Here is a 16,291-nt window from a genome sequence, read left to right as displayed (position 1 = left end):
GGCTCCCGCCGTGGCCACCACCTACCAGTGCTTCTTCTGCCGGGCGACGATCGACATCACCTCCGACGAGGCCATGGTCGTGAACGTGCACCGTCGGATCGACGAGGACGAGTGGGGTGACGACTGGTTCGTCGACAGCGCGAAGGACACCTTCCGCTTCTGCTCGCAGGCTCACCTGGCCCAGTACATGCAGCAGTACCCGCTGCCCCCGCCGAACATGGGCGTCGACGCCGACGACGACGAGTGGACCCTCGGCGACACCGTGGGGTGCGCCGTGGTCGTCCTGGTGCTGGTGGCTCTCCTCGCCGGGTCCGTCTACGGGCTGGTCACCCTGGTCTCCGACCTGCTCTGAGACCGCCGGACGAGTCGTCAGCGCTCGAGCCCGCGGCGCTTCCTGGCGATCTTCTCCTCGAGCTCCTCGACCCGCTGCTCTCGGTTGAGGTGGTGCATGAACCAGCCGAACCCGATGCCGAGGCTCGGGAAGACCGGCCAGAAGAAGAGCAGCTCGCCCGATCCCGCGCTCGTGGCCGCCCAGATCCCGGTGGTCAGCGCGGTGACACCGATCCAGCCGTTGCGGGAGTCGCGCGACTCACGCCGGAACTTCTCCTCCGCCTCGGTGCGGGCGGAGCGCGCCGTACCGGCGGGGCGTCGCTCAGCGACCAGGTCCGAGAGCAGGGGCACGACGTCCGCCACCACGAGCACCCCGAGGGCGCCCTCGACGCGACGTTCGTACTCCGCACGGTCGAGCCGGCCCTCGGCGTACGCGTCGCGCAGCACGCCGAGCACGACGTCGCGGTCGGCGTCGCTGGCGCGCAAGGTCGCGGCCGCCGGCGTGCTCGGGTCGGCGCTCAGCCGGTCCCACTCCCCTGTCATGGGCCCAGCGTGCCACGGCCCAGGAGCTGGGCGCCGGACGTCGTGGACCTGCTCAGCGACCGCGCGTGAGGGCGAGCGCGTCCTCGAGCGTGAACTGGCCGGTGTACAGGGCGGTGCCGGCGATCGCGCCCTCGACCCCGATGTCGACCAGACCCATGAGCGCCTCGACGTCGGCCAGCGTGGTCACGCCGCCGGACGCCACCACCGGGCGGTCGGTGCGCGAGCACACGTCGCGCAGGAGGTCGAGGTTCGGACCCTGCAGCATGCCGTCCTTGTTGACGTCGGTGACGACGTAGCGAGCGCAGCCCTCGCCGTCGAGCCGCTCGAGCGTCTCGTACAGGTCGCCACCGTCGCGGGTCCACCCGCGCGCGGCGAGGGTCGTGCCGCGGACGTCGAGCCCGATGGCCACCCGGTCGCCCCACTCGGCGATCGCTCGCGCGCACCACTCGGGGTGCTCGAGCGCGGCCGTGCCGATGTTCACGCGCCGGCACCCGGCGGCCATGGCGGCGGCGAGCGACTCGTCGTCGCGCATGCCGCCGGACATCTCGACGTCGATGTCGAGCGTGCCGACGATCCGGGCCAGCAGGTCACGGTTGTGGCCGTGCCCGAAGGCGGCGTCGAGGTCGACCAGGTGGATCCACTCCGCGCCGGCGGACTGCCAGCGCAGCGCCGCCTCGACGGGGTCGCCGAACCGCTTCTCCGAGCCGTCGACCCCCTGGACGAGCTGCACGGCCTGGCCGCCCTTGACGTCGACGGCGGGCAGCAGCTGCAGGTAGTCACTCACGGGGCCGATCGTATCGGCGGTCCTCGGCCTCGGGGATCGCGGCGTCGTAGGGTGTCGCCGTGCCGCTGCTGCTCCGCCTGCTGGGTCTGGGATCGGTCGCGCGCGCCGGGTCGCAGCTGCCCCCGGGCCTGCCGCGTGTCGTCTCGTCCGTGCTGCTCGTGGTGGCCAACCTCGTGCCCGTCTGGGGCGTGCTGCGCGGCGACCTCGGCGTCGGCGACGTGTTCGTCCTGTACTGGATCGAGAACGTGGCCGTCTGGCTCGTCACGATCGTCAAGATCGCCACGGCCCGGGCGAAGGACGACGCAGCGAGGCTGACCATGACCCTGAACGGCCGACGCGTGGAGCCGGACCCGCGCGTCATGGCGGGCTTCTTCGCCTTCCACTACGGCCTCTTCACCCTCGTGCACGGCGTGTTCGCCTTCGTGCTGGCCTTCGCGACCGGCGGGTTCACCGGCAGCGCGGGCTTCTGGGTCCTCTCGGTGCTGGTGCTGGTCTGGAGCCACGTGCTGTCGCTCGCGCTGCACTGGTTCGGCCGCGACGAGCGTGTGCGCGCCACCCCGTCGCGCACGATGCTGCTCCCCTACCCGCGGATGGTCGTGCTGCACCTGTCGGTGATCGGGGCGTTCTTCCTGCTGGGTGGTCCCGACGGCCGTCCCGCGGAGGCGATCGGACCCGTCGTCCTGCTCTGCGGCCTCAAGACGCTCGTCGACCTGGGCTTCCACCTGCGCGAGCACCGATCCTCGCCGCCGGCCGACCCCGTGGCGCTCGAGCCACGGTCGGGCCCGGGCCAGCGGTAGGCCTAGCACCCCACCAGCACCCGATTCGGTGCGACACCTACCTCCGACGGCCGGATTCGGTGCGACACCTACCTCTGACGGGTCAGAGGGTGGCGAGCCAGTTCTCGAGCAGGCGGCGGCCGGCGTCGCCGGACTTCTCGGGGTGGAACTGCGTGGCCCAGAGCGGACCGTTCTCGACGGCGGAGACGAAGCGGTCTCCCCCGTACTCGGTCCAGGTGACCTGCGGCGCGCGAAACGACGTGCCCTCGACGTCGAGCTCCCAGCGCCGCACGCCGTAGGAGTGCACGAAGTAGAACCGCTCCCCCTCGAGACCGGCGAACATCCGGGAGCCCTCGGGCGGCTCGACGGTGTCCCAGCCCATGTGCGGGACGATCGGCGCCTGGAGACGCTCCACGACGCCGGGCCACTCCCTGCACCCGGTCGTCCGGACACCGTGCTCGATGCCCTCGCCGAACAGGATCTGCATGCCCACGCAGATGCCCAGCACCGGCCGACCGGCGATGAGCCGGCGCTCGATGATCCGTTCGCCGTCGACCTCCAGCAGGCCGGCCATGCACGCCGCGAACGCGCCGACGCCCGGCACGAGCAGTCCGTCGGCGGTCTCGGCCACCGCAGGGTCCGACGTCAGCGTGACGTCCGCCCCCGCGCGCTCGACGGCGCGCACCGCCGACCGGAGGTTGCCCGATCCGTAGTCGAGGACCGCGACCGTGGGTCGCCCCGCGACCGGCGCCGTGCCGTCCGCCACTACAGCGCGCCCTTGGTCGACGGGATGCCCGTCTCCCGAGGGTCGGGCTCGATCGCCTCACGGAGCGCGCGGGCCAGCGCCTTGAACTGGCACTCGGCGATGTGGTGCGGGTCGCGGCCGGCGAGCAGCGTCATGTGAAGCGTCAGACCCGCGTGGTGCGCGATCGACTCGAGCACGTGCGACGTGAGGGACCCGGAGTACTGGCCACCGATCACGACCGTGATCTGGCGCTCCGGCTCGCCCGCGTGCACGAAGTACGGCCGCCCGGACACGTCGACCGTGCAGGTGGCGATCGCCTCGTCGAGGGGGATCGTGGCCGTGCCGTACCGACGGATGCCGGCCTTGTCGCCGAGCGCCTCGCGCAGCGCGTCGCCGATGGCGATCGCGGTGTCCTCGACGGTGTGGTGGGCGTCGATGTGCAGGTCGCCCTCGGTCTTGACGGTGAGGTCGACCAGCGAGTGCCGGGCGAGGGCGGTGAGCATGTGGTCGTAGAAGCCGACACCCGTCGAGATGTCGTGCTTGCCGGTGCCGTCGAGGTCGAGCTCGACGACGACGTGCGACTCCGAGGTCTTCCGCTCGATGCGTGCTGTTCTGCTGCTCACGAGGTGACCTCCTTCAAGGCCGTGAAGAACGCGTCCATCTCGGACGGCGTCCCGATGGAGACGCGCAGCCATCCTAGGGGGCCCGTTTCGCGGATCAGGACCCCGCGGTCCACCAGCGCCTGCCACGTGGCGTGCCGGTCGTCGAACGGACCGAACAGGATGAAGTTGGCGTCCGAGTCGGCCACCGTGAAGCCGTGCTCCCGGAGCCGGGCAGCCGTCGCGTCGCGCGTGGCGCGCAGGGCGTCGACCTGGGCCAGCAGCTCGTCGGTGTGGCGCAGCGCCGCCTCCGCCGTGGCCTGGGTGACCGACGACAGGTGGTACGGCAGCCGCACGATGCGCAGCGCGTCGACGACGTCGGCGTGCGCGGCCAGGTAGCCCAGACGCCCGCCGGCGAGCGCGAAGGCCTTGCTCATGGTGCGCGTGACGACGAGCCGCGGGAACTCCTCGAGCAGCTCGAGCGCCGACGGCGTGCCCTCGCGGCGGAACTCGGCGTAGGCCTCGTCGACCACGACGACACCGGGCGCGGCCTCGAGCACGGCCCGCGTGTGCGCAGGGTCCAGCGCGGTGCCGGTGGGGTTGTTGGGCGAGGTCAGGAACACGACGTCGGGCCGCTCGGCCTCGATGAGCGCGACCGCGGCCGTCGCGTCGATCCCGAAGTCCTCGCGGCGCTGCCCGGCCACCCACCTCGTGTGGGTGTTGCGCGCGTACTCGGGGTACATCGAGTACGTGGGGGCGAAGGAGAGCGCCGTGCGGCCGGGTCCGCCGAAGGCCTGCAGGATCTGCTGCATGACCTCGTTGGAGCCGTTGGCCGCCCACACCCGCGAGGCGCCGAGGTCCGCCGCCGGCACCTCCGCCATGAGGTAGGCGGCGAGGGCCGTCCGCAGCGACCACGCCTCACGATCGGGGTACCGGTTGAGCCCGAGCGCGGCGGCACGCACCGACGCGGCGATGTCGTCGGCGGCGGCCTCGCTGGGCCCGTAGGGGTTCTCGTTGGTGTTGAGGCGCACGGGCACGTCGATCTGCGGCGCGCCGTACGGCTCCTCGTCCCGGAGCTCCTCGCGCACCGGGACCCAGTCGGGGACGCTCACTCGGCGCGCCCCGGCAGGGGTGCCGGGCCCTGGGCGGCAGACGATCCCGTACGGATCCCGACGGCGGCACCGTGCGACGGCAGGTCCTCGGCAGCCGCGAGCACCTCGACGTGGTGGCCGACCTCGCGCAGGGCCTGCTCGGTGTAGGTGACGACGTGCACGTTCTTGCAGAAGGCGCGCACCGACAGTCCCGACGAGTGGCAGGCGCAGCCCGCCGTGGGCAGCACGTGGTTCGACCCGGCGGCGTAGTCGCCGAGGGACACCGGCGTCCAGGCGCCGACGAAGATCGCACCGGCGTTGACGATGCGGGCGGCGACGGCCGCCGAGTCGGCGGTCTGGATCTCCAGGTGCTCGGCCGCGTACGCGTTCGCGACGTCGACCGCCTGGTCCAGGTCGTCGACGAGCACGATGGCGGACTGCCGGCCGGCCAGCGACGTGGTGATGCGCTCCGCGTGCGTGGCGGTGGGCACCTGGCGCTCCAGCTCGGCGGTGACCGCATCGGCGAGGGCGTCGCTGGGCGTCACGAGGACGCTCGCGGCCATCGGGTCGTGCTCGGACTGGCTGATCATGTCGGCCGCCACGAACGCGGGATCGGCCGTGTCGTCGGCGATCACGGCGATCTCGGTGGGCCCGGCCTCGGAGTCGATCGCCACGGTGCCCTGGAGGTAGCGCTTGGCCGCGGCCACGTAGATGTTGCCCGGACCGGTCACGAGGTCAACGGGCCGCACGGAGCCACCGGTGGCGACGCTGCCGTAGGCGAGCAGCGCGAGCGCCTGCGCTCCCCCGGCGGCGTACACCTCGTCGATGCCGAGCAGGGCGCACGCCGCGAGGATCGTGGGGTGCGGGAGGCCGCCGAACTCCGACTGCGGGGGCGACGTGAGCGCGATGGATCCGACGCCCGCGACCTGCGCCGGCACCGTGTTCATGACGACGGTGCTGACCAGCGGCGCGAGTCCGCCGGGCACGTAGAGGCCGACGCGCTGCATGGGCACGATCCGCCGCTCGACGGTCGCGCCCTCGGCCACGGTCGTGACGACGGTCTGCTCCAGCTCGGCCTCGCACGTCACGCGCAGCCGGGCGACGGACTCCTCCAGACCCGCCCGGATCGCCGGGTCGAGCTCCTCGAGAGCGGCGGCCAGGTGCTCCGGGGCCACCCGCAGCGACGCCGGGCGCACACCGTCGAAGCGTTCGCCGTACTCGAGGACGGCCTCCTCGCCGCGGGCTCGGACGTCCTCGCACAGGGGCGCCACCACCTCCAGCGCGTGCTCGACGTCCTGCTGCGCACGGGGCAGCTCGGCGGTCGGGTCGAGGCGGAGGTCGAGGCGTCTGATCACGCACCGATTCTAGGGACCACCCCTGCGCCTAGGATCGGGCCCCGTGACGTCACGCGACCTGCAGCAGCCCGTCGTGGCCGGCGTCGTGACCGCGATCGTCGGCTTCACGTCCTCGTTCGCCGTCGTGCTGGCGGGTCTGCGCGCCGTCGGCGCCTCGCCCGACGAGGCCGCGAGCGGGCTGTTCGCCCTCACCGTGGCGTTCGGACTGCTCATGTCGGGCCTCGCCCTGTGGACACGGCTGCCGGTCACGCTGGCCTGGTCGACCCCGGGTGCCGCCCTGCTGGTGAGCACCGGCCCCGTGGCCGGCGGATGGCCCGCCGCCGTGGGTGCGTTCGTGCTCACCGGCGTGCTCCTGGCCCTGACCGGCCTCGTGCCGTGGCTCGGCCGGCTGGCGGCTGCCATCCCCGTCCCGCTGGCCCAGGCGATGCTCGCCGGCGTGCTGCTCCAGCTCTGCCTCGCCCCCTTCACGGCGTTCGCGGCGTCGCCCTGGGCGGTCGGCCCGGTGATCGTCGTGTGGCTGCTGGGCACCCGGTGGGCGACCCGGTGGGCCGTCCCGCTGGCCCTGCTCACGGCCCTCGTCGTCATCGCCGTCTCGCTCGTCGACAGGGGGACCACGCTGGAGGCCGCGTCGCTGCTCCCCCGGCTCGAGCCCACGGCACCCGTGCTCACGGTCGCGTCCGTCGTCGGCATCGCGCTCCCGCTGACCGTCGTGACCCTGGCGTCGCAGAACATCCCGGGCGTCGCGGTGATGCGCAGCTTCGGCTACACCGTCCCGTGGCGCGCCTCGATGGTGACGACCGGCGCGGGAACCGGGGTCGCTGCGGTCTTCGGCGGTCACGCGATCAACCTCGCCGCCATCTCGGCCGCGCTCGCCGCCGGTGAGCAGGCCGGTGACCGGTCCCGCCGGTGGGTGGCCGCGTTCGTCGCGGGGCTCACCGCGCTGGTCCTGGCGTTCACCTCGGGCGCCCTCGTGGCCGTCACCGAGAAGGCGCCGGCCGGCATCGTCGAGACGGTGGCCGGGCTCGCACTGCTGTCCACCTTCGCCGCGTCGATCGTCGCGGCCCTGCAGGACGCGCACGGGCGGACGAGCGCCGCGGTCACGTTCCTGGTCGCCGCCTCGGGGCTGCAGCTGCTCGGCGTCGGGGCCGCGTTCTGGGCGCTGGTCGTCGGCCTGCTGGTCCGGTCCACCATCGAGCGGCCACCGCACGAGGAGGAGCCCCGTGGCGAGACCGACGAAGCCTGAGGCCACGCCGGCCCTGGCCGCCGTGCGACGTGCCGGCGTGGAGCACCGCGTGCACCGCTACGAGCACGATCCGCGTGCCACCTCGTACGGGCTCGAGGCCGCCGAGGCCCTCGGCGTGGAGCCGGCGCGGATCTTCAAGACCCTCCTGGCGGACGTCGACGGCGAGCTGGCCGTGGGCGTCGTGCCCGTGACCGCCCAGCTCGACCTCAAGGCCCTTGCGGCGGCCCTCGGGCACAAGCGCGCCCAGATGGCCGACCCGCAGCGCGCCGAGAAGGCCACCGGCTACGTGCTGGGCGGCATCTCCCCGCTCGGCCAACGACGTCGGCTCCGCACGGCGATCGACGCGTCGGTGCTGGACTGGGACACCGTGCACGTGTCCGCGGGCCGACGGGGGCTCGAGGTCGAGCTGGCACCGACGGACCTGGTGCGGCTCACCGCAGCGACGCTGGGTCCGCTGGCACGCTGACGCGGGAACGACGCCCGGTGGCCCACGTGATGAGCAGCAGGCCAAGCAGACCGGCGATCGGCCACACGAGGAACGAGGCGAGGGCGTCGACCGCCGGCTGAGCCGGGATGAGGTCGCCGATCTGCGGGTCCGTCGTCGCCGCCGGGTCGCCCGGTCCCAGCCAGAGACCCACGCGCCACGTGACGACCGACGCCAGGAGGGTGCCGGCGACGACGATCGGTGCCAGGACCCAGCCGAGGCGACGCAGCACGAAGCCCACCACGACCGCCCACACCAGGCTCAGTGCGGCCCCGATCGCCACGAACAGCAGCTCGACGCCGACCTGCAGGCCGGAGGCCTCCTCGGTGAGGACGATCCCCTGCTCGGTGACGAGCCACTCCGGCGGACGGGAGAGCCCGATCCACAGCGCACCCGCGCCGACCGAGACCAGGAGCAGGACGAGGACCGCCAGCACGGCTCGCCCGATCGCGCCGCGGGCACCGTGGCCCCCGCTCACCCCAGACAATGTGGCCCCAGGAGCTCCTTGAGGTCGGCGATGAGCGACGAGGACGGCTTGACCCGCAGCCCGTCGTCGAGCCGCATGACCTTGGTGGTGCCGGTGCCGACGAGGCGCAGGTGCACCTCGGTCATGCCCGGGTGGTTGCCGAGCACCTGCTTGAACCTGCCGATCGTGTCGCTCGTGCACCGCGCCACCGGCAGGGTGACGACCACGGGGGCGTCGGACTGTCCGCCCGAGCCCATGGCCGGCAACGTCACCTCGAGCGCGTTCAGCTCGATGCTGTCGTCCTTGCGGCGCAGGCGACCCTTGACGACCACGACGGTGTCGGGCACCAGCACCGGCGCAGCGAGGTTGTAGGCGCCGGGGAAGACCATCACGTCGACGCTGCCGTCGAGGTCCTCGACGGTCACGAGGGCCCACGTGTCGCCCTTCTTGCTGAGCCGGCGCTGCACGGCCGTGATGAGACCGCACACGCGCACGGTGGTGCCGTCGGGTCGTTCGGCGTCGGCGATGAGGTCGCCGATCGAGCAGTCGCTGCTGGCCTTGAGCACGTGCTCCAGACCGGCGAGCGGGTGGTCGGAGACGTACAGACCCAGCATGTCGCGCTCGAACGCGAGCAGCTGGGTCTTCTCCCACTCAGGCATCTGCGGGACCGCGACCGTGACGCCGGTGAACGCGTCGTCCATGCCCCCGAACAGGGAGTCCTGGCCGATGGCGGCGTTGCGCTTGAGGTCGATGTACTGGTCGACGGCGTCCTCGGCGATGGTCGTCAACGCCCGCCGCCGGTGGCCGAGGGAGTCGAAGGCGCCGGCCTTGATGAGCGAGTCGAGCACGCGCTTGTTGCACACGTGGGTGGGGACCTTGTCGAGGAAGTCGGTGAAGTCGGTGTAGGGGCCGTTCTCCTCGCGACCGGCCACGATCCCGGCCACCACGTTCTCGCCGACGTTGCGGATCGCGCCGAGCCCGAATCGGATGTCCTCCCCGACGGAGGCGAAGTTGGAGACCGAGTCGTTGACGTCGGGCGGCAGGACCTGGATGCCGAGCCGTCGGCACTCGGCGAGGTAGATGGCCGACTTGTCCTTGTCGCCGCGGGTGCTGGTGAGCAGCGCCGCCATGTACTCGGCCGGGTAGTTGGCCTTGAGGTAGGCCGTCCAGTAGGAGATGACGCCGTAGGCGGCCGAGTGCGCCTTGTTGAAGGCGTAGTCGGAGAAGGGCAGCAGGATCTCCCACAGCGCCGTGATGGCCGGCTGGGAGTAGCCCCGCTCGAGCATGCCGGCCTGGAACCCGGCGTACTGCTTGTCGAGCTCCTCCTTCTTCTTCTTGCCCATGGCACGCCGCAGGTTGTCGGCCTGGCCGAGGCTGAAGCCCGCCAGCACCTGGGCGATCTCCATCACCTGCTCCTGGTAGACGATGAGGCCGTAGGTCTCCCCCAGGACGTCCTTGAGCGGCTCCTCCAGCTCGGGGTGGATGGGCTCGATGCTCTCGCGACCGTTCTTGCGCCGGGCGTACTTGTTGTGCGAGTCCGCACCCATCGGGCCGGGACGGTAGAGCGCGCCCACGGCCGAGATGTCCTCGAACTTGTCCGGACGCATGCTGCGCAGCAGGGCACGCATGGGACCACCGTCGAGCTGGAACACGCCGAGCGTGTCGCCCCGCGACAGCAGGTCGTAGGTGGCCGGGTCGTCGAAGGTCAGGTCCTCGAGCACGACCTCCTCGCCGCGGTTGGCCCTGATGTTGATGAGCGCGTCGTCGAGGACGGTGAGGTTGCGCAGCCCCAGGAAGTCCATCTTGACCAGCCCGAGCGCCTCGCACATCGGGTAGTCGAACTGCGTGATGATCGCGCCGTCCTGCTCGCGCCGCATGATCGGCACGATGTCGATGAGCGGCTCGCTGCTCATGATCACGCCGGCGGCGTGCACGCCCCAGTTGCGGATCTGGCCCTCGAGCCCGAGCGCCGTGTCGTAGATCTTGCGGACCTCGGCGTCGCTCTCGTGGAGGTCGCGGAACTCCTTGCCGTCGTTGTAGCGCTTGTGCTGGGGGTCGAACAGCTGCTTGAGGGGCACGCCCTTGCCCATGATGTCGGCCGGCAGCGCCTTGGTGATCCGCTCGCCCATGTTGAACGGGTAGTCGAGCACGCGGTTGGCGTCCTTGATGGCGGCCTTGGCCTTGAGCCGGCCGAAGGTGGCGATGTAGGCCACGCGGTCGTTGCCGTACTTGTCGCTGACGTAGCGGATGACCTCGCTGCGACGACGCTCGTCGAAGTCGATGTCGAAGTCGGGCATCGACGGACGCTCGGGGTTGAGGAACCGCTCGAAGATGAGGCCGTGCGTGAGGGGGCAGAGGTCGGTGATGCGCAGCGCGTACGCGGCGATCGAGCCGGCGCCCGAGCCACGGCCGGGACCGACGCGGATGCCGTTGTCCTTCGACCAGTTGATGAAGTCGGCGACCACGAGGTAGTAGCCGCAGTACCCCTTGGTCTTGATGACCTCGAGCTCCATCTCGACCCGGTCGCGCACGGCCTGGGTGAGGGCGTCGCCCGGGTAGCGGGACTCGATGCCGCGCCAGACCTCCTGGACGAACCAGCTCTCCTCGGTCTCGCCCGCCGGCACGTCGGCCCGGGCCATGTAGCCGCCGTTGGACTCGGTGAACTCCACGTCGCAGCGCTCGGCGATGAGGAGCGTGTTGTCGCACGCCTCCTTCATGTCGAAGCGGTCCTCCCACAGCTCGCGCATCTCGGCCGCGGACTTCACGTAGTAGCCGCCGCCGTCGAACTTGAGCCGCTTGGGATCGGCGACGGACTTGCCCGACGCGACGCAGATGAGCGCGTCGTGCGCGGCGGCGTCCTCGGGGTGCGTGTAGTGGCAGTCGTTGGTCGCGACGGGCGGCAGGCCCAGCTGCTTGCCCAGCCGCAGGAGGTCGTCGCGGACCTCCTTCTCGATGGGGATGCCGTGGTCCATCAGTTCGAGGAAGAAGTTGCCCTTGCCGAAGATGTCCTGGAAGTCGGCGGCGGCCTGGACCGCCTCGTCGTACTGACCGAGGCGGAGCCGCGTCTGCACCTCGCCCGACGGACACCCCGTGGTGGCGATGAGCCCCGTGCCGTAGCGCTGCAGGAGGTCGCGATCGGCGCGCGGCTTGTAGTAGTAGCCCTCCAGGCTGGACAGCGACGACAGCCGGAACAGGTTGTGCATGCCCTCCGTGGTGGAGGCGAGCATGGTCATGTGCGTGTAGGCGCCACCACCGGCGACGTCCTTGCCGCCCTCCTCCTCGTCACCGCTGACACCACGGCCCCACTTGACCTTGCGCCGCTCGCTGCGGTGGGTGCCCGGCGTCAGGTAGGCCTCGAGCCCGATGATCGGCTTGACGCCGTGCGACCGGGCCTTGGACCAGAAGTCGTAGGCGCCGTGCACGTTGCCGTGGTCCGTCATCGCGATGGCCGGCATCCCGAGCGACGCGGTGCGCTCGAACATGCCGTCGAGCAACGCGTGACCGTCGAGCATCGAGTACTCCGTGTGGTTGTGCAGGTGCACGAAGGACGAGTCGCTCGGCATCGGGTGATGCGCCTCCAGACATGGCGGACGGACGGCCCCGAGGGGCGGAGGAGGGGAAGGACCTCAGCCTACGTGACCCTCCCGACGCATCGGCCGAGGCACGCGGGCCGCCCGGGCCGCCGAGGCGGCCCGGGCACGATCAGTCCTTGGGGGCGGCGGGCTTGTCGAGGGCGAACAGGCCCACGTCGAGCACCGGTCCCTTCGGCGGGTCGTTCGGGGCGTCCGGTCCGTACGTCGACGACCACGAGTAGTCGTTGCGGGTGAGGGCCACGCCGCCCTTCCACGGGGTCACGTCGGGCGAGACCTGCAGCCCGTTGCGGGCGTCGGCCCCGAGCTTCCACCGACCGGTGATCTTCCCGCTCCTCGCGTCGATCGTCATGAGCTCGGTGCTCACCTCGTTCGACAACGTGACGAGCACCGAGCGTCCGCCGTCGGTGAGCTGCAGGTCCTCGGACAGGTAGGTGCCGCGGCGTGCCTTCTCCATCGAGGTCTCGATCGAGGAGGTGTCGACGGTCCAGAGCATCTCCTCGTCCTCGAGGGAGTACCGGACGATGCCGCCGTTCTGCGTCATCACCACCGACCCGTCCTCGAAGCCGACCGAGGCGTAGCCACCCACGACGGCGCTCGTCAGGTCGAGCTTCGTGAGGTCGGGCTCGCCGTACGCCCGCTCCTTCGTGCCGGTCTTGGCGACGACCTTGCCCGTGGCCGGGTCGAGCTTCACGAGGGAGTCCGACAGCTTCGACTCCGGGCCCGTGTAGGTGCCGAACGTCACGCCGACCCAGAGTCCGTTCCCGCTGAACGGGGAGACGGTGTTGTCGGCGTCGGGCTTCTTGCCGAACAGGGCGGACGCCTTGGCGGACCAGACCTTCTCGAACGTCGGGGCCCGGAAGGCCTGCACGGTCCAGTCACCACCCTTGGCGTCCTTCGCGGAGACGACGACGAGCGACGGGTCCTCCGGGGTGCGCTGCCAGTAGTACGGCGTGAGCCCGAGGTCGGCGACCTCCACGAGCCGGTCGCCGTCGACGCGGTTGATCGTGTCGTCCTCGGCGATCACGAAGTCGGTGCCGTCGTGGGTGACGATCCGCCCGACGGACTTCTTGGCCGCCGGCACGTCGACCTCGACCTGCTTGCCCTTGCCCGAGCCGACCCTCATCAGTCCCGTGCAGCGGTCGCCCTCGCGGTACGAGAGCAGGATCGAGGTGGCCTTGCGGTCGGGATCGGACGCCGCGCAGACCCGGGCCTCGGGGTCGTCGCCGAGGGTGCCCTTCCAGGTCTTCTTGCCGTTCGTGTCGTAGGCCTGCAGGCGGTTGCCCACGTAGGTGACGACCGCGGAGCCGGTGTAGACGGCGCCGACGGACGACGTGGCGTCGGGGTCGTCGGCCTCGATGGAGGCCAGCGGCTCGGCGTCGACGTCGATCGGGCCGGCGGTGGGCACGGGACGGTCCTGCGGTGCGACCTCCTCGCCGGGCTCGGGGAACGTGAAGACCCCGATGTCGAAGAGGTCGCCCTCCGGCGCCTCCAGCTCGCCGACGCCGTCGAAGGTCCGCTGCCAGGACTCGAAGTTGCGGGTGAGCACGAGCCCGTCCTCGTAGAGGGTCGCTCCGGGCTCCACCTGGAAGCCGTTCGCGTACTCCTCCGGCAGGGGCCACCGGCCGACGAGGGTCCCCTTGGCGGCGTCGACGGCGATGACCTCGGTGGTCGTGTCGTTGCTGACGGTCGCCACGAGGTACCCGTCGGCGGTGAGGCCCTGGGGCAGCACGGTCCGCAGCGGGAACCGCTCGTCGGACGCCTGCTCCAGCTGCGTCAGGTCGAGCTCCCACGTCTGCTTCTTCGTCTCCAGGGAGTAGCGCGACAGCCCACGGGCCTGGGCGAAGATCATCTCGCCCTTCTTCCCGACCGCGAGGGAGCGGTCGAACTGGTTGGCGGCGCTCGCGAGGTCGAACGTGCCCTCCTCCAGCGGCTTCTCCGGCGGTGAGGTGGGCGCCTCGGCGCTGCCGAGGGGCTCGCCGCTCGCAGGGTCGAGCTTGGTCATGTGGTACGTCGAGCCGATCTGCTGCATGGCCCAGGTCGGGTCCCCCGGCGAGAGGGAGACCACGCAGTCGGCCCCCTGGTCCGGGAAGGCGGTGGCGCCCGGGGTGGTCCAGACCGGCTCGAACGAGGGCAGCTCGTAGGCGTCGACGTTGCACTCGGGGTCGCTCAGGCGCGACCCGACGAGCAGCGTCCCGTCGGCGGACGGGAAGAGGTCGAAGTAGGAGTCGTCCTTCAGCCGGGCGATGGGCTCGGGCTCCTTCGCGGTCGCGCGCCACACGACCCCGCGCATGTCGATGAGGTAGTCCTTGCCGTCGACGGTGAGGAGGTTCTCGAACGCTCCACCCGCCGGTTCGCCCTCGAAGGTCGCCCCCAGGTCCTGCTCGGCCATGTTCGAGAGGACCTTGCCGTCGGCCACGCGGACGGTCGCGACGGACGCGCAGTACGTGCCGTCGCCGTAGACCACCGTGAACCGCTTCACGGCCCGGTCCGGCTGGGACACGAAGCAGACCGAGCCGCCCTTGAGGTCGAGCTTCGCGGTCCAGAGCTGGTCGCCGGACTCCAGGTCGTAGCCGGAGATGTCGTCGACGGAGTAGCCGACCGCGGTGGACCCGCTGATGAACGCACCGGAGCGACGCTCGACGAGCGCGGTGTCGAGCGAGCCGACCTGCTCCTCGAGGTCGTCGGCCGCGGCGAACAGCGCCTTCGCCTCGAGGGCGGGACCCGTGGCCGGCCCGGCCGCGGCAGGCGGCTTGTCGGGCAGCGGGAGCGAGGCCTTCTTCTCCTCGTCCTCACCGCCGGTGCACCCGGCCAGCAGCAGCGCGCTGCACGCCAGGCCCACCCACGTCCGTCGGACGGTCCAGCGGGATCCCCCGAGCCTCGTCATGCGTTCAGCCACTTCCTCGTGTCGTCGAACAGGTCGCGGGTGCGCCCGTCGAGCTTGCCCTCGTAGCCCTCCTGGCCGGGGTTGCCGTAGTAGTACTCGGCCTGGTCGAATACCGACGAGCGGCCACGCTCGGACTCGAGGTAGGCGAAGACGGCCGCGGCAGAGACGTAGTTGTTGTACCGGACCTCCTGGTTCTTGTCGTAGAACCCCTCGGCGCCCTTGGCGGCGATGTCGACGAACCGGCCGAAGTGTCCGCGGATCCGGCCTCCGTCCCGGCCCAGCAGCCCCGATGTCCCGTTGTCGGCCCACGTGGCCAGCCCCTCGGCGGCCCAGGTGGCCTTGGCGCCGGGCGTGATCCACTGGTTCGCCAGCACGTGCACCGCCTCGTGGCAGGCCACGCCCTCGAAGTCGGAGCGGGTCAGCGACGACTGGTGCATGCCGACCCGGCCGGTGCCCTTGGGCAGTCCCTTCGCCGAGGTCGTCTTCTTCTGGCCCTTGGCGAGCTCCTCGGGGTCCAGGAACGGGTGGTAGTAGGCGTGGGCGTCCGCGTCGCCCACGGCCACGCCGCCCCACAGCTTCCCGTCGATCTTCGGCCAGGTGAGCGCGTAGAAGATCTTGTCGACGCCCTTCGGCCGTGGCATCAGGTCGAAGGCGCGCTTGGCGCCGGCCTCGATCGTGCCGGAGATGCGCTTGGCGGTGGCCGCGTCCTTCGAGCGGAAGGCGAGGTAGGTGTGCTTGGTCTCGATCGCGTCGATGTCGGCGACGTCCCAGAAGGACGGGTCGTAGCTCTCCTCCGGCTCGCCGATCCTCAGCAGCTCCAGCGGGGACTTCTCGTCCGCCTTGCGGAAGCTGGCCCGGTAGGTCTCGACCACCTGCTGGCCGTCGGCGCCGCGGACCTGGTGGGCGAAGACGAGGTCGCCGTCGTACTCGACGATGCCGCCGGCACCGTTGCGGGTGCGCCCGCCCGGCACGCCCACGTACCACTCGCCGTCGATGAAGCCGAGCCGGCCGAAGTTCTCGAAGCGCCGGCTCCAGCGCGCACGCACGTCGTCGAGGGAGTAGTCGTCCCCCTTGATCACCTGCAGGAGCTTCTCGACGTCGCCCGTGCCGAAGGCGGTGTTCAGCTGGTCGCGCAGCGCGGCGACGTCGTCCTGGGTGACCGCGTTCCCGGCGTTCGGGCGGTGGATCTTCGGGCCCTTCGTCGCCTCCGTGCCGGGCGAGGAGCCCCCGGAGGAGCACGACGCGACCAGGAGCCCCGCCGATCCGAGCAGGAGGGTCCGACGATCCAACGCGTTCATGCTTCTCCCCGACGTGGTGGTGACGTGCCGACCGATGGTAACCGCCGACGAACCCGGCCCGGGCCACATCGGCAGGATCCGCGCGACGTCGGCAGGACGC

The 16,291-nt window shown here is 71.4% G+C and carries 14 protein-coding genes; 4 read left to right on the top strand and 10 right to left on the bottom strand.

The window, feature by feature from the left end:
- Window positions 1–10: 10 nt before the first annotated feature.
- A complete protein-coding gene (locus ASF37_RS13715; protein ID WP_055965814.1) occupies window positions 11–352 on the top strand; it encodes a hypothetical protein in 342 nt (113 codons plus the stop codon).
- A 17-nt stretch (window positions 353–369) separates the two neighbouring features.
- On the opposite strand, the gene ASF37_RS13710 is transcribed toward ASF37_RS13715, so the two are convergent.
- Together ASF37_RS13710 and priA are read right to left on the bottom strand one after the other, a co-directional pair.
- Window positions 370–873, bottom strand: coding sequence for a DUF1707 domain-containing protein (locus ASF37_RS13710; RefSeq protein WP_056555656.1), 504 nt, complete (start codon window positions 871–873; stop codon window positions 370–372).
- 52 nt (window positions 874–925) lie between these two features.
- Complete coding sequence (gene priA / locus ASF37_RS13705) at window positions 926–1,657, bottom strand: bifunctional 1-(5-phosphoribosyl)-5-((5-phosphoribosylamino)methylideneamino)imidazole-4-carboxamide isomerase/phosphoribosylanthranilate isomerase PriA (protein ID WP_055965809.1); 732 nt, start codon at window positions 1,655–1,657, stop codon at window positions 926–928.
- 59 nt (window positions 1,658–1,716) lie between these two features.
- On the opposite strand from priA, the gene ASF37_RS13700 reads away from it, so the two are divergent.
- Window positions 1,717–2,454, top strand: a complete 738-nt coding sequence (locus tag ASF37_RS13700) for a DUF6498-containing protein (protein ID WP_056576384.1) — start codon at window positions 1,717–1,719, stop codon at window positions 2,452–2,454.
- 82 nt (window positions 2,455–2,536) lie between these two features.
- On the opposite strand, the gene hisH is transcribed toward ASF37_RS13700, so the two are convergent.
- From hisH to hisD, 4 genes are read right to left on the bottom strand one after another with little or no spacing between them, the layout of a single operon-like run.
- Window positions 2,537–3,199 (bottom strand): imidazole glycerol phosphate synthase subunit HisH, encoded by a 663-nt coding sequence (gene hisH / locus ASF37_RS13695; protein WP_056581226.1) that lies wholly within the window; start codon window positions 3,197–3,199, stop codon window positions 2,537–2,539.
- Window positions 3,199–3,801 (bottom strand): imidazoleglycerol-phosphate dehydratase HisB, encoded by a 603-nt coding sequence (gene hisB, locus ASF37_RS13690; protein ID WP_056576381.1) that lies wholly within the window; start codon window positions 3,799–3,801, stop codon window positions 3,199–3,201. Before hisB ends, hisH begins: the two co-directional genes overlap by 1 nt.
- Window positions 3,798–4,889 carry a histidinol-phosphate transaminase gene (locus ASF37_RS13685; protein WP_056581223.1) on the bottom strand — a complete coding sequence of 364 codons (1,092 nt, stop codon included), beginning with the start codon at window positions 4,887–4,889 and terminating at the stop codon, window positions 3,798–3,800. Before ASF37_RS13685 ends, hisB begins: the two co-directional genes overlap by 4 nt.
- Complete coding sequence (gene hisD, locus ASF37_RS13680) at window positions 4,886–6,223, bottom strand: histidinol dehydrogenase (RefSeq protein ID WP_055965799.1); 1,338 nt, start codon at window positions 6,221–6,223, stop codon at window positions 4,886–4,888. Before hisD ends, ASF37_RS13685 begins: the two co-directional genes overlap by 4 nt.
- A 43-nt stretch (window positions 6,224–6,266) precedes the next feature.
- Here hisD and ASF37_RS13675 point away from each other — a divergent pair, with 43 nt between their 5' ends.
- Both ASF37_RS13675 and ybaK read left to right on the top strand, forming a co-directional pair.
- Window positions 6,267–7,466: a benzoate/H(+) symporter BenE family transporter gene (locus ASF37_RS13675; protein WP_082480717.1), complete on the top strand. Its 1,200-nt coding sequence runs from the start codon at window positions 6,267–6,269 to the stop codon at window positions 7,464–7,466.
- Window positions 7,444–7,932, top strand: a complete 489-nt coding sequence (gene ybaK / locus ASF37_RS13670) for a Cys-tRNA(Pro) deacylase (protein WP_055965795.1) — start codon at window positions 7,444–7,446, stop codon at window positions 7,930–7,932. Before ASF37_RS13675 ends, ybaK begins: the two co-directional genes overlap by 23 nt.
- Here the strand turns inward: ybaK and ASF37_RS13665 are convergent.
- The 4 genes from ASF37_RS13665 to ASF37_RS13650 all read right to left on the bottom strand — a co-directional run bounded on the left by ASF37_RS13665 (window position 7,898) and on the right by ASF37_RS13650 (window position 16,191).
- Window positions 7,898–8,428, bottom strand: coding sequence for a hypothetical protein (locus ASF37_RS13665; protein WP_055965794.1), 531 nt, complete (start codon window positions 8,426–8,428; stop codon window positions 7,898–7,900). The genes ybaK and ASF37_RS13665 overlap by 35 nt on opposite strands.
- Complete coding sequence (gene dnaE / locus ASF37_RS13660) at window positions 8,425–11,979, bottom strand: DNA polymerase III subunit alpha (protein WP_055965792.1); 3,555 nt, start codon at window positions 11,977–11,979, stop codon at window positions 8,425–8,427. The genes ASF37_RS13665 and dnaE overlap by 4 nt, the downstream gene beginning before the upstream one ends.
- A gap of 139 nt (window positions 11,980–12,118) precedes the next feature.
- A complete protein-coding gene (locus ASF37_RS13655; RefSeq protein WP_056581220.1) occupies window positions 12,119–14,893 on the bottom strand; it encodes a YncE family protein in 2,775 nt (924 codons plus the stop codon).
- Window positions 14,890–16,191, bottom strand: a complete 1,302-nt coding sequence (locus ASF37_RS13650; protein WP_056581217.1) for a hypothetical protein — start codon at window positions 16,189–16,191, stop codon at window positions 14,890–14,892. The genes ASF37_RS13655 and ASF37_RS13650 overlap by 4 nt, the downstream gene beginning before the upstream one ends.
- Between the last annotated feature and the right edge of the window lie 100 nt (window positions 16,192–16,291).

Source organism: Aeromicrobium sp. Leaf289 (assembly GCF_001423335.1).
Taxonomy (GTDB): domain Bacteria; phylum Actinomycetota; class Actinomycetes; order Propionibacteriales; family Nocardioidaceae; genus Aeromicrobium.
This window is presented reverse-complemented; position numbering and strand designations above follow the sequence as displayed.

What these genes read in the sequence shown, in the direction of transcription:
- ASF37_RS13710 (WP_056555656.1), bottom strand. Translation starts at nt 873, where the DNA reads ATGACAGGGGAGTGGGACCGGCTGAGCGCCGACCCGAGCACGCCGGCG.
- dnaE (WP_055965792.1), bottom strand. Translation starts at nt 11,979, where the DNA reads ATGCCGAGCGACTCGTCCTTCGTGCACCTGCACAACCACACGGAGTAC.
- ASF37_RS13655 (WP_056581220.1), bottom strand. Translation starts at nt 14,893, where the DNA reads ATGACGAGGCTCGGGGGATCCCGCTGGACCGTCCGACGGACGTGGGTG.
- ASF37_RS13650 (WP_056581217.1), bottom strand. Translation starts at nt 16,191, where the DNA reads ATGAACGCGTTGGATCGTCGGACCCTCCTGCTCGGATCGGCGGGGCTC.